General features: G+C 43.0%; 11 protein-coding genes. 10 read left to right on the top strand and 1 reads right to left on the bottom strand.

Features of this window, described 5'->3' with window-relative positions; translation table 11 throughout:
* The first annotated feature begins 142 nt into the window (after positions 1-142).
* The 9 genes from topA to A5878_RS10665 all read left to right on the top strand — a co-directional run bounded on the left by topA (position 143) and on the right by A5878_RS10665 (position 10472).
* A complete protein-coding gene (gene topA / locus A5878_RS10705) occupies positions 143-2221 on the top strand; it encodes a type I DNA topoisomerase (protein WP_005229621.1) in 2079 nt (692 codons plus the stop codon).
* A 151-nt stretch (positions 2222-2372) separates the two neighbouring features.
* Positions 2373-3674, top strand: coding sequence for an FADH(2)-oxidizing methylenetetrahydrofolate--tRNA-(uracil(54)-C(5))-methyltransferase TrmFO (gene trmFO, locus A5878_RS10700; RefSeq protein ID WP_005229622.1), 1302 nt, complete (start codon positions 2373-2375; stop codon positions 3672-3674).
* A 119-nt stretch (positions 3675-3793) separates the two neighbouring features.
* A complete protein-coding gene (locus A5878_RS10695; protein WP_060792219.1) occupies positions 3794-4219 on the top strand; it encodes a hypothetical protein in 426 nt (141 codons plus the stop codon).
* A gap of 13 nt (positions 4220-4232) precedes the next feature.
* Entirely contained in the window at positions 4233-5669 is a 1437-nt protein-coding gene (locus A5878_RS10690; RefSeq protein WP_010749391.1) for a flotillin family protein, read from the top strand.
* A gap of 195 nt (positions 5670-5864) precedes the next feature.
* Positions 5865-6803 carry a tyrosine recombinase XerC gene (gene xerC / locus A5878_RS10685; RefSeq protein WP_081091721.1) on the top strand — a complete coding sequence of 313 codons (939 nt, stop codon included), beginning with the start codon at positions 5865-5867 and terminating at the stop codon, positions 6801-6803.
* 22 nt (positions 6804-6825) lie between these two features.
* Positions 6826-7368, top strand: a complete 543-nt coding sequence (gene hslV, locus A5878_RS10680; protein WP_005229630.1) for an ATP-dependent protease subunit HslV — start codon at positions 6826-6828, stop codon at positions 7366-7368.
* Positions 7369-7382: 14 nt separating this feature from the next.
* Positions 7383-8780, top strand: coding sequence for an ATP-dependent protease ATPase subunit HslU (gene hslU, locus A5878_RS10675; protein WP_060792221.1), 1398 nt, complete (start codon positions 7383-7385; stop codon positions 8778-8780).
* Positions 8781-8793: 13 nt separating this feature from the next.
* Positions 8794-9585, top strand: coding sequence for a GTP-sensing pleiotropic transcriptional regulator CodY (gene codY / locus A5878_RS10670; RefSeq protein ID WP_005229632.1), 792 nt, complete (start codon positions 8794-8796; stop codon positions 9583-9585).
* 11 nt (positions 9586-9596) lie between these two features.
* A complete protein-coding gene (locus A5878_RS10665) occupies positions 9597-10472 on the top strand; it encodes an aldose 1-epimerase family protein (protein ID WP_060792222.1) in 876 nt (291 codons plus the stop codon).
* A gap of 52 nt (positions 10473-10524) precedes the next feature.
* On the opposite strand, the gene plsY is transcribed toward A5878_RS10665, so the two are convergent.
* Positions 10525-11163 (bottom strand): glycerol-3-phosphate 1-O-acyltransferase PlsY, encoded by a 639-nt coding sequence (gene plsY, locus A5878_RS10660; RefSeq protein WP_015510003.1) that lies wholly within the window; start codon positions 11161-11163, stop codon positions 10525-10527.
* Between the two features lie 284 nt (positions 11164-11447).
* Here plsY and parE point away from each other — a divergent pair, with 284 nt between their 5' ends.
* Positions 11448-13475 (top strand): DNA topoisomerase IV subunit B, encoded by a 2028-nt coding sequence (parE, locus tag A5878_RS10655; RefSeq protein WP_074535153.1) that lies wholly within the window; start codon positions 11448-11450, stop codon positions 13473-13475.

Below are 13475 nucleotides of genomic sequence, written 5' to 3'. Positions count from 1 at the left end.
TTTTTCCAATCAACCTTCCTTGACAAACCTTTTCTTGAAAGCTATGATAAGCTACGATTTGTATGTTTCATCTGCATACGATAGGTTCACTGATTGATAGAATATAATAGTAGGAAAAATTCAGGAAGGAGCCATTCTTTATATGGCATATAAATATTTAGTAATCGTGGAATCGCCCGCAAAGGCGAAAACCATTGAAAAATACCTTGGACGAAATTACAAAGTCGTCGCAAGTGTCGGTCATATTCGTGATCTCCCTAAAAGTAAGATGGGGATCGATGTCGAAAATGATTATGAGCCTCATTACATTTCGATCCGTGGAAAAGGTGACGTGATCAAAAGTCTCCGTTCTGCTGCGAAAAAAGCTGAAAAAGTCTACCTCGCAAGTGACCCGGATAGAGAAGGAGAAGCTATTGCTTGGCATTTAGCTTTTCTACTTGGACTAGATTTAAAAGATAAAAATCGTGTCGTCTTTAATGAAATCACTAAAGATGCGGTCAAAGCAGCCTTCAAAGAGCCAAGAACGATCGATGTGGATCTCGTCGATGCTCAACAAGCACGGCGGATCTTAGACCGTTTAGTCGGGTATTCATTGAGTCCGATCCTTTGGCGCAAAGTCAAAAAAGGGTTAAGTGCTGGACGTGTTCAATCGGTGGCGCTTAAGATCATTATTGATCGTGAAAAAGAGATCCGTGATTTTGTTCCTGAAGAATATTGGAGCATTGATGGAAACTTTAAAAAAGCCACGAAGAAATTCAAAGCCAATTTTTGGGGCTTAGATGGCAAAAAGAAAAAATTACCGAATGCTGAAAGTATTAAAGAAGTCACCGATCGCCTTTCTGGTAAAGACTTTCAAGTGACAAAGGTTGAAAAGAAAGAACGCAAACGGAATCCATCTGCACCATTTACCACCAGTAGTTTGCAACAAGAAGCAGCCCGCAAACTGAATTTTCGAACACGGAAAACCATGATGGTCGCACAGCAGCTCTATGAAGGGATCGCCCTTGGCAAACAAGGGACTGTCGGTTTGATTACCTATATGCGTACCGACTCGACGCGAATCGCTGACACAGCCAAAGGGGAAGCAGCCGAATTTATCGAAAACACCTATGGTTCAGAGTTCTCCGCTCACGGTGGCAAAAAACGCGCCAATGCACAAGGGGCGCAGGATGCCCATGAAGCAGTAAGACCGACCAGTGTTTTGCGTACGCCAGAAGCCATGGAGAAATTCTTAGACAAAGACCAATTAAAATTGTATCGCTTGATCTGGTCTCGCTTTGTGGCTAGTCAAATGACGCCTGCCATTTTGGATACGATGAAAGTTACTTTGGATCAAAATGGTGTCATCTTTATTGCTAATGGTTCAAAGATCAAATTCAAAGGATTTATGCAGGTCTATGTGGAAGGACGCGATGATGGCAAAGAAGACAAAGAGAACATCTTGCCAGAGTTAGTCGAAGGAGATGTCGTTCAATCCGTATCGATCGAACCGAAACAGCATTTCACCCAACCACCTGCTCGTTATAGCGAAGCAACGTTGATCAAAACCCTTGAGGAAAACGGTGTGGGTCGTCCTTCAACCTATGCACCGACGTTAGAAACCATTCAGCGGCGTTATTATGTGAAATTGACGCAAAAACGTTTTGAGCCAACTGAACTTGGTGAGATCGTCAATTCGTTGATCGAGGAATTCTTCCCGCAAATTGTTGATATGCATTTTACTGCTGAAATGGAAAATAGCTTGGATAGCATTGAAGCTGGGAAAGAAGAATGGGTCAAAGTTGTCGATCAGTTTTATCGCCCATTTGAAAAAGAATTGACGACTGCAGAAGAAAGTATCGAAAAAATTCAAATCAAAGATGAACCTGCAGGCTTTGATTGCGATCTTTGTGGTCATCCGATGGTGATCAAATTAGGCCGCTACGGAAAGTTTTATGCTTGCAGTAATTTCCCAGATTGCCGCAACACAAAACCAATCGTGAAAGAAATCGGCGTTGAGTGCCCGGTCTGTCATCAAGGGCAAGTCGTTGAACGCAAATCGAAGAAAAACCGGTTGTTTTATGGTTGTACCCGCTACCCTGAATGTGACTTTACTTCTTGGGACAAACCAGTGGGGCGTAATTGTCCGAAGTGTGATAATTATTTAGTCGAAAAGAAAGTCAAAGGTGGGAAACAAGTCGTTTGTATCAAAGGCGACTATGAAGAAAATGTGCAAAAATAACTAGCAGGATATCCTGTTAAAAAAGAATCGGCGTATTCTCTTGAACGGTCAGCCTCATTATTGGCTGACAAAAGAAAGCGCCGGTCCTTTTGATTAATACAAGCTGTTTCTTATGAAAAGAGACGAGCTTTTGAAATAAAAGGAGAGCACTATGAAAGAAATCAATGTTATTGGTGCCGGTTTAGCCGGAAGCGAGGCTGCGTGGCAAGCAGCGCAAGCAGGTGTCGCAGTAAATCTTTATGAAATGCGTCCTAAGAAGTCGACAGAAGCCCATCACACAAATAATTTTGCCGAGCTTGTTTGTACCAATTCACTACGAGGCAACAATTTAACGAATGCGGTCGGTGTCTTGAAAGAAGAAATGCGTCGCTTGGATTCAGTGATTATCACTTCTGCAGACAAAACAGCGGTTCCAGCAGGTGGTGCCTTAGCTGTGGATCGCGATGATTTTTCAGAGTTGGTCACCAAACGTGTCAAGGAGCATCCTTTAGTTACAGTCATCGAAGAGGAGATCACTGAAATTCCAGAAGGCATCACTGTGATCGCAACAGGTCCATTGACTTCTGAACCGCTCTCAAAAGCGATCCAAGCGTTTAACGGATCTGAAGGATTTTATTTCTATGATGCCGCAGCTCCAATCGTTGACAAATCAACCATCAATATGGATAAAGTTTATTTGAAATCTCGTTACGATAAAGGTGAAGCAGCCTATCTGAACTGTCCGATGAATGAAGAGGAGTTTTATGCGTTTCGTGAGGCCTTGGTCAATGCAGAGGTGGCTCCTTTGAAAGAATTCGAAAAAGAAAAATTCTTTGAAGGGTGTATGCCGATCGAAGTCATGGCTGGTCGTGGTCCGAAAACCATGTTGTTTGGTCCGATGAAACCAGTTGGGTTAGAAGATCCGAAAACTGGCAAGCGTCCTTACGCAGTGATTCAGCTGCGTCAAGACAATGCGGCGGCTTCTCTTTACAACATCGTTGGCTTTCAAACACATTTGAAATGGGGCGAACAAAAACGGGTATTCCGGATGATCCCTGGCTTGGAAGAGGCTGAATTTGTGCGCTATGGCGTGATGCATCGGAATAGTTTTATGAATTCACCTGAGCTTTTGCAACAAACCTATCAATCGAAAAAACGTGAGGACCTCTTTTTTGCTGGACAAATGACAGGGGTCGAAGGGTATGTGGAAAGTGCAGCCAGCGGGTTGATGGCTGGCATCAACGCTGCCAAACTTGCAAAAGGCGAAGCACCGATCATTATGCCACAAGAAACGACGATTGGTAGTATGGCGTATTATATCACCCATGCTGAAGGCAAACACTTCCAACCAATGAATGCAAACTTTGGGTTGTTGCCAGAACTTCCAGAGCGAATCAGAGACAAGAAATCCCGTTATGAAGCATTGGCAAATCGAGCGTTAGCTGCTTTAGAAAAAGCCAAGGAACAATTATAAGCACGATGATCGAAAACTTTCTTACTGATAATTGGTGAGAGAGTTTTTTTTTAATTTGTCTTGAAACTTTAATCAAGGTGACTTATGATAGACAGTAACAATGACAGAAGGTGGTGAAGATGGTGATCGGAGAATGGATTCATTTGATTCAAAACTATTTACAACGTTTTCCTACAGTGATCCAATTTTTAGGTTTGCTGATCCTCTTGGTCGGGGGCATTTTCGTTGTCTTTGTTGCATTTAGTTTGCTGTTGGGCCCCTTTATGTGGCTCTACAATCGCATCACAGACAAAAACCGCAGCAATGTCATTAGCCGCAATGAGTTTGTGATCGGCGAACTGACGGAAAAGATTGTCGGAGACACAATCGGCGAAGTCATGGAAATAGGGAGTCAAGGTGCACGTTCTGTTTATCCTGCTCGTTTTTTTCGGGAAGAAGATCGTGAAAACAATGTTCGATTGCCAGTCGGCACCAAAGTCATCATTGTCGATTTTGATAAAAAAGGGATCGCGTTGGTGGTTGAAAGTAAAAATTTTATAGAATAGGAAGTGTTAGGTTATGGTGGATACAGGATCAGCAGTTGATTTTTTAAGTAATCCGATCTTATGGGGCGTCGTCCTCGTTGTTTTATTGATCGCCTTTTTGATGATACGCTACCGAATCGGAAAACCCGATGAAGCGTTGATCGTCACGGGGTCGTTTTTAGGAAAAGAAGGCATCAAGATTTTAAAAAACAGTGGGACGTTTGTGATTCCTATTGTTCAAAAGGCACATAAATTAAGTTTACTGACCCACAAGTTAGAGATTGGGACACCAGAAGTTTATACAGAACAAGGCGTACCGATCAAAGCCAGTGCCACGGTGTTAGTGAAAGTCGGCAACAGTACCGAGTCGATCAAGACAGCCGCTGAACAATACTTGGGTAAATCCACTGGTGAACTGGAAGATGAAGCGCAAGAAGTCTTAGAAGGTCACTTACGGGCAATTCTAGGAACGATGACGGTGGAAGCCATCTACAAAAATCGCGATGATTTTGCGGAACAAGTACAAGAAGTTGCCTCTACGGATTTGAAAAAAATGGGGCTGGAGATCGTATCATTTACGATCAAAGACGTTAGCGACAGCAATGGGTACCTGGATGCTTTAGGGCGTCCCCAGATTGCTGAAGTGAAGAAGAACGCTGAAGTAGCAGAATCCAATGCCTTAAGAGAAACGCGGATCAAGCAAGCTGAGAATGAGCAATTGGCACAGCATGAAGAGATCCGTCGCCAAACAGAAATCGCGGAAGCGACAAAAGATATGGCGTTGAAACAAGCGCAGTACAAACAAGAACGTGAAGTTGCGGATGCGAAAGCGGAGCAAATCGCGGTCGGTGAACAAATGAAAGTGCAATTGATCGAGCAAGAAAAAAATATTGAGATTCAAGAGAAACAAGCGGAATTGACAGAAAAAGAATTGAATGCAACTGTCCGTAAAAAAGCCGAAGCAGATAAATATGTCGTTGAACAAAACGCATTAGCAGACAAAGCCCGTGAAATCGCCCGAGCACAAGCCGAAGCGGAAAAAGTCAAATTGGCTGCACAAGCGGAAGCGGAACGAATTGAAAAATTAGGTAGTGCCGATGCGGAACGAATCGCAAAAGTCGGTCAAGCCGAAGCGGAAAGCCGTGAAAAGATGGCGATTGCTTTGACCAAACTGAACGAAGCTGGTATTTTGATGGAGTTCATCAAAGTGCTGCCTGAAATCGCAAAAGAAGTCAATGCGCCCCTTAGCAATATCGATAAAGTGGTCAGCTTTGGCGGCAACGATGGGCTTCAATCAATGGGGGAAGCTGGTTTAGCGCGAACCTTTGATACGATCAAAGAAACCACCGGATTAGACTTAGTGGCGTTGATCAATGACACGATGTCCACAAAACAAGGAAACAAAGAGCTAGTTCAAGCTGTTTCAAAAAGCAATGGTTCGCCTCAGCCAACAACTGGTCCAATCGAATAAAAGCAAATAAGTGGAAACGTATCAGTCCCTCTCTATTTTGAGAAAGGGATTGGTACGTTTTTATGGCTCTTTTGAGTGATCTTTCTGAAGAATGATAAGAATCTTACGAAGATTCTTAGAAAGTTTTCACAATTATGTCTAAACTTTGAAATATTGATTAAATTCTGACAATTCATTTGTTTTTTTTTGTGGTCTATGCTAAAGTTATTTCGAATCATGAAAAGGGGGGTTACTTTGCAAACGGATCAATTACAAGAAGAGTTTTTTCGTTATCTTATTGTTGAAAGAGGGTATTCGGAAAAGACAAAAAAAGCGTATCAAGAAGATATGAGCGATTTTTTTCACTTCTTGAAAGAGTCTGGCAATGAAGACCCGTTAGCGGTGGAGTATCGTGATGTTCGTGTCTATTTGAGCTATTTGACGGAACGAGGGTATAGCCGTAATTCCATCAGTCGGAAAATGGCTAGCTTGCGTTCATTCTACCAATTTCTAACCAAGCATGAGATCGTCAAAGAGAATCCCTTCGCCTACATTCATTTAAAAAAGAAAAACGCTAAATTGCCGCGTTTTTTTTATGAAAAGGAAATGGATGCTCTTTTTCAAAGTGTCGCTGGTGATGAGCCATTACAACAGCGCAATCAAGCATTGTTAGAAGTCCTTTACGGTTCAGGTCTGCGGGTCAGCGAGTGTAGCAGTCTGACGCTGGGCGCGATCGATTGGGAAAGCGGCGTTTTGCTGATCCACGGAAAAGGCAACAAAGATCGCTATGTTCCTTTCGGCAGTTACGCACAAGCGGCAGTCAAGCGCTATCTTACCTCAGGACGCAAGCAGCTGATGGCAAAGCAGAACAAGGAACACGAGGTTCTCTTCGTGAATCATCTTGGTGATGGGATCACTGCAACTGGGATCGAGTATGTATTGAATCAAATCATCCGAAAAAGCAGTTTAGACAGTAAAATCCATCCTCATATGCTGCGGCATACGTTTGCGACCCATCTATTAAACAACGGCGCCGATATGCGGACCGTTCAAGAATTGTTGGGGCATGCCAATCTATCGACGACACAGATTTATGCGCATGTCACCAAAGACAGTTTACAAAAAAATTATCGCCAATTTCATCCACGTGCGTAAAATTGGTACAGGAGGAACGTAAATGAAGTCAGAATTTCATTCAACCACCATCTGTGCGGTTGAAAAAGATGGCAAGTTTGCCATGGCCGGTGACGGACAAGTAACGATGGGAGAACAGGTCGTTATGAAAGGAACCGCTCGGAAAGTCCGTCGAATATACAACGGTGAAGTGATCGTTGGCTTTGCCGGTAGTGTGGCAGATGCCTTTACCTTGGAAGAAAAATTTGAAGGAAAACTAAATGAATACAACGGAAACTTGCAACGAGCTGCAGTAGAGTTGGCACAAGAATGGCGGACGCAGCAATCGATGCAAAAATTAGAGGCGATGCTGATCGTCATGAATGACAAGGAGATGCTCTTAGTCTCTGGGACAGGTGAGGTCATTTCGCCAGATGAAGGGATTTTAGCTATCGGTTCAGGTGGAAACTATGCCTTGGCGGCAGCCCGTGCGATGAAACGTTATGGCGGTGAACTATCTGCCAAAGAAATCGCTGAAGGTGCCTTGAATATCGCAGCAGACATTTGTGTCTTTACGAATCACAATATCATTGTAGAAGAGTTTTAAAGAGGGATGACGATATGACAAACCAAAACAAATCACCACGAGAGATCGTGAAAGAATTAGATGAATACATCGTTGGACAAACCAATGCCAAAAAATCAGTGGCGGTTGCTTTAAGAAATCGTTACCGCCGTCTGCAATTAGATGAAAAAATGCAGCAAGATGTCACACCAAAAAATATTTTGATGATTGGACCAACGGGCGTTGGGAAAACGGAAATTGCGCGACGGTTAGCGAAGATCGTTGATGCACCTTTTGTTAAGTTAGAAGCGACGAAATTCACGGAAGTCGGCTATGTCGGTCGAGACGTAGAATCGATGGTACGTGACCTCGTTGAAAATGCGATCCAAATCGTGAAAAAAGAACAATATAAAAACGTACGCATCCAAGCGGAGAAAAAAGCCAATCGTCGTTTAGTAAAAGTCTTAGTCCCTGGTATTAAAAAGGAACAGAAAAAGAACACCAATCCTTATGAACAAATGATGAATATGTTCAACGCCGCACAACAACCAGAAGAACCAAAAGAAGAATTGACAGATGAGATTCGCAGCAATCGCCAAGCGATTTTCGAACAATTAGAAAAAGGCCTTTTGGATAACCGAGAAGTGACGATCCAAGTCGATGAACCGAAAAATCAAACGCCAATGATGAACAATGGCTTAGAACAAATGGGCATTGATTTGAATGAAACATTAGGTGCATTGAAACCGCAAAAGAAAATTGAACGCACAGTAACCGTGAAAGAAGCGCGGGAATTGTTAATTCAAGAAGAATCCTCCAAACTGGTCAACGACGCGGATATTCATAGCGAAGCATTACGTTTGGCGGAATCTAGCGGCATCATTTTTCTTGATGAAATCGACAAAGTATCTTCGAAATCGCAGCAATCAGGAGAAGTTTCTCGTGAAGGGGTGCAAAGAGATATCTTGCCGATCGTTGAAGGCTCACAAGTCAATACGAAATATGGCACGTTACAAACCGACCATATTCTCTTTATCGCTTCAGGCGCATTCCATCTATCGAAACCAAGTGATTTGATCCCTGAGTTGCAAGGGCGTTTCCCGATCCGCGTGGAGCTGGATGACTTGACGAAGGAAGACTTTGTTAAAATTTTAACGGAACCAAACAATGCCTTAGTCAAACAATACGTTGCCTTGTTAGGAACCGAGAATGTCAAAGTGGTCTTTACGATGGAAGCCATCGAAAAAATTGCCGAAATCGCGTATCAAGTGAATCGCGATACCGACAATATCGGAGCCCGTCGTTTGCATACGATCCTAGAGAAACTACTTGAAGATCTATTGTTTGAAGCATCTGAGATGCAAATGGGTGAAATCACGATCACAGAAGCGTATGTGGAAGAAAAACTTGCGTCAATCGCAAAAGATGAAGACTTAAGCCGGTATATTTTATAAAGGGAGCGGACCAATGAAAACATTATTAGAAAAGACAAGACAAATCAACGAATTATTGCAGCAAAAAAACACCTTTAATTTAGCTTCTGATTTGCCTTACGACAAAATGGCTGTCATTTTAGGAAACATCCTAGACAGCAATGCGTATATTATTAGCGTCGACGGCAGCGTGTTAGGTTTTGTTGAGAACCATGATGTCAATAATGAGCGCATCAAAAAAATGTTTGTCGAAAAACAGTTTCCTAAAAATTATACAGATTTAGTCGATCACCTGACTTCCACAGAAGCCAATGTGCCGATCAGTGACGATATGACGGCTTTTCCTGTGGAAGGCCGAGAGCTGTATCCCAACGGACTAACAACCATCGTACCAATCTACGGTGCAGGAGAACGCTTAGGGACGATCATTCTTTCCAGAATCGATACATCCTTTGATGATGATGATTTGGTATTAGCGGAATATAGTGCGACAGTTGTTGGTATGCAATTCTTGTACCAAAAATCCCGTAGTATCGAAGAAGATGTTCGCAGTACCACAGCTGTTCAAATGGCGATCAACACGCTTTCTTATAGTGAGCTAAAAGCTGTTCAAGCTATTTTTGAGGCATTAGAAGGAGACGAAGGTCGTTTGACCGCATCAAGTATCGCTGACCGTATCGGCATCACCCGTTCGGTGATCGTGAACGCTTTGCGTAAATTAGAGTCTGCCGGTATTATTGAATCCCGCTCTTTGGGGATGAAAGGCACCTATTTAAAAGTGCTTAACAGCCGCTTTAAAGAGGAATTGACGAAACATCAATATTAGGAGATGAGACCATGACAGTTACCATCACGGCCGGTCATCTGCAAGCAAAAATTGCAGAAAAAGGGGCTGAGCTGCAAAGCTTAGTCGATACGAGCAATGACCTTGAATATATTTGGCAAGCTGATCCAAACCACTGGGGAAAGCATGCACCGATCTTATTTCCGATCGTGGGTGCGTTAAAAGAGGACACCTATCAACATGAGGGCAAGAGTTATCATTTGCCTCGTCATGGATTTGCCAGAGACATGTTATTTACTGTCGTTGAACAACGCACAGATTACGCTTTGTTTTTACTAGAAAGTTCGACTGAAACCAAAGCAAAGTATCCGTTTGATTTTCAGCTGTATGTCAGTTATGAATTAGGCGGTGATGGCTTAGTCGTCAAATACCAAGTGAAGAATAGCGGTCAAAAAGAACTCTATTTCTCCATTGGTGGACACCCTGCATTCAACGTCCCACTTGAAAAAGGGCTGACTTTTGAAGACTATTATCTTTCTTTTTCTCCAAAGAAATCACGGGTGAAATTGCCGTTAAAAGGCAATTATATTGATTATGAGCAACGCACACTCGGTCAAACGAATACGGATCTACGCTTGACCCATGACATGTTTGCAAATGATGCGTTAGTTTATGAAACGAAAGGATTACATTCCTACTCGATTCGCAGTGAAAAATCGCCTCATAGTGTCACGTTAAGCTACAATAATATGCCGTATGTCGGTTTTTGGTCCACGTATCCAGTGAAATCGCCATTTCTATGTATTGAACCATGGTGCGGCATCGCAGATACGCTAGAAGCCTCCGGTGAGCTGTCAGAAAAGCTGGGGATTCAAGCACTTCCACCTGACGAACTATTTGAAACAAAGTATTCCATTACAGTTAAATAAACGTATGAAAAAAGAAGCTGGGAAAAGCGCAATGACTTTTCTCAGCTTCTGCTTATTTGTTCGTTTGACCCTTATTCAGTCCAAAGGGTACCCGACTTTCGGTCCCATCTTTGATGCGGGTAATGTTTTCACGATGGCGAATAAAGATAAAAATCGTTACGCCGATCGCAATGAAGGTCAGCAGCCAATTTTGCTCAGGCAAGATCGCAGGTGCGATAAAAGGCAAGACGATCGTCGATAAGGTGATCAAACACGCCGCGATCATACTGGTCAGGCTCACCATACTTGTCACATAAAGACAGATAACGAAAATCAATGAAGAATAAATGAAAAAGAGCGGATTGTATCCTAAGAGCATCCCAGCACTTGTCGCCACTGCTTTGCCGCCTTTAAATTTGGCAAAGATCGGGAAGGTATGACCTAAGATCGCACAGACCCCAAACCAGAGCGGATTGACAGTATGGAGACCAAAGATGACTGGCAAGCTGGTCGCCAAAGTTCCTTTTAAGATATCCATCAATAAAACAACGATGCCGGCTTTTTTTCCTAAGACGCGAAATGTATTGGTCGTTCCCGTATTGCCGCTGCCGAATTGGCGAATATCTTTTTTGAAAAACAGTTGGCCAATCCAAACACCAGAGGGGATCGAACCTAAAAGGTAAGCAACAATAAATAAAAGAATCGTATTCATAATAACCAACTTTCTTTGCAAGGCTAGGGCAATTTTAGCATGAAAACGCCTTTCCAACAATAAGAAAATCTTTCGCTGGTCAGACAAAGAAGAAAAACAGCTTTTCTCAGAGCTGTGAAACACAAACAAGCCATTTTGCGACTCTAGCTTGTGCAAACAAAGGAAAAAGGATAAGATAGTTTAGAAAAATGTTCGCTTGAAAAAAGCGTATTTTGTGTTAAGATTTTTTTTGCAGTCCTTTCAGCATTAGAAAAGGACTGATCAAGATTAAAGGAGCGGTGGGTTTGGCAAAGAAAACCACAGAATATAATGATGCTTCCATTCAGGTCTTAGAGGGTCTGGAAGCAGTAAGAAAACGACCAGGAATGTATATCGGCTCGACCGATAGCCGCGGCTTGCACCACTTAGTGTATGAAATCGTCGATAATGCGGTTGATGAGGCACTCTCAGGATACGGCAATGAAATCGATGTTACGATCCATAAAGACAATAGTATCAGTGTTCGAGACAATGGTCGGGGAATGCCGGTCGGGACACATGCATCTGGAATCCCAACTGTTGAAGTGATCTTCACCGTGTTACATGCTGGCGGAAAGTTTGGCCAAGGCGGCTACAAAACTTCTGGCGGCCTTCATGGGGTTGGTGCCAGTGTTGTAAATGCCTTATCCAGCTGGCTAGAAGTGGTCATCGTTCGAGACGGTATCGAATACAAACAGAGCTTCAAAGACGGCGGGAAACCAGCAGGTACTTTGAAAAAAATCGGCAAAACCCGTAAACCAACGGGAACAACCGTTACGTTCAAACCAGACGATACAATCTTTTCTGCAACCAAATTCTCCTATGAGATTCTCGCTGAACGTTTGAGAGAATCAGCGTTCTTGTTGAAAGGGGTCAAAATCTCCCTGACGGACGAACGTGGGGAAGAACCGATTCATGAAGTCTTTTTATATGAGGAAGGCATCAAAGAATTTGTTGATTATTTAAATGAAGAAAAAGATACCTTGACCCAAGTGGTTTATTTTTCTGGCACGAAAGAAGCCATCGAAGTAGAGCTTGCCTTTCAATACAATGATGGGTATTCAGAAAACGTCTTGTCCTTTGTCAACAATGTACGTACCAAAGATGGCGGTACCCATGAAGTTGGGATGAAGACGTCAATGACCAAAGCCTTCAATGAGTATGCCCGCAAGGTCAATTTGTTGAAGGAAAAAGATAAGAACCTTGAAGGCAGTGATTTCCGTGAAGGGTTAGCGGCAGTTCTGTCGATCCGCGTGCCAGAAAATCTTTTGCAATTTGAAGGACAGACCAAAGGGAAATTAGGGACACCCTTAGCAAGAAATGCGGTAGACAATGTGATTGGTGAGCAGCTAGGCTATTATCTACAAGAAAACAGTGAAATGAGTCAAATGCTGGTTCGTAAAGCGATCAAGGCAAGAGAGGCCCGTGAAGCTGCCAGAAAGGCGAGAGAAGAAAGCCGTACTGGAAAGAAACGCAAAAAAGGCGAGTCACTGCTTTCTGGTAAATTAACACCTGCTCAGTCTCGTAATCCTAAGAAGAATGAATTGTATTTGGTGGAGGGGGATTCTGCGGGTGGTTCAGCAAAGCAAGGACGAGACCGCAAGTTCCAAGCCATCTTGCCATTGCGAGGCAAAGTCATCAATACTGAAAAAGCCAAGATGCAGGATATTTTGAAAAATGAAGAGATCAATACGATGATCTATACTATCGGTGCCGGTGTTGGCCCAGAGTTTTCAATTGAAGACTGCAACTATGATAAAGTGATCATCATGACCGATGCGGATACCGATGGGGCGCACATCCAAGTGCTGCTTTTAACCTTTTTCTACCGGTATATGAAACCTTTGATCGAAGCGGGGAAAGTATACATTGCTTTGCCGCCTCTGTACAAAGTGTCAAAAGGGTTAGGGAAAAAAGCAGTAGTCGAATACGCTTGGACCGATGATGAACTAAGCAAACTGACCCAAAAGATCGGCAAAGGCTATCTCCTACAGCGCTACAAAGGTTTAGGAGAAATGAATGCCGACCAATTGTGGGAAACGACCATGGACCCAGAAACGCGGACACTGATTCGGGTACGGATCGATGATGCTGCCCAAGCAGAACGTCGCGTCACCACTTTGATGGGGGACAAGGTAGAACCTCGTCGGAAGTGGATCGAAAGTCATGTTCAATTTAGTTTAGAAGAAGATGGCAGTATTTTGGATAAAAAAGAAGATACGGTACCTGAATTAGTTGATGAAAAATTAATGGATACCGAACAAGCAGACAGCAAACAGTTAGTTAAGGAATAG

It is taken from the genome of Enterococcus sp. 3G6_DIV0642, assembly GCF_002140635.1.
In the GTDB taxonomy this organism is placed as follows: domain Bacteria; phylum Bacillota; class Bacilli; order Lactobacillales; family Enterococcaceae; genus Enterococcus_D; species Enterococcus_D casseliflavus.
Note: the sequence above shows the minus strand (reverse complement) of the source record. Positions and strands in the feature narration are given on the sequence as shown.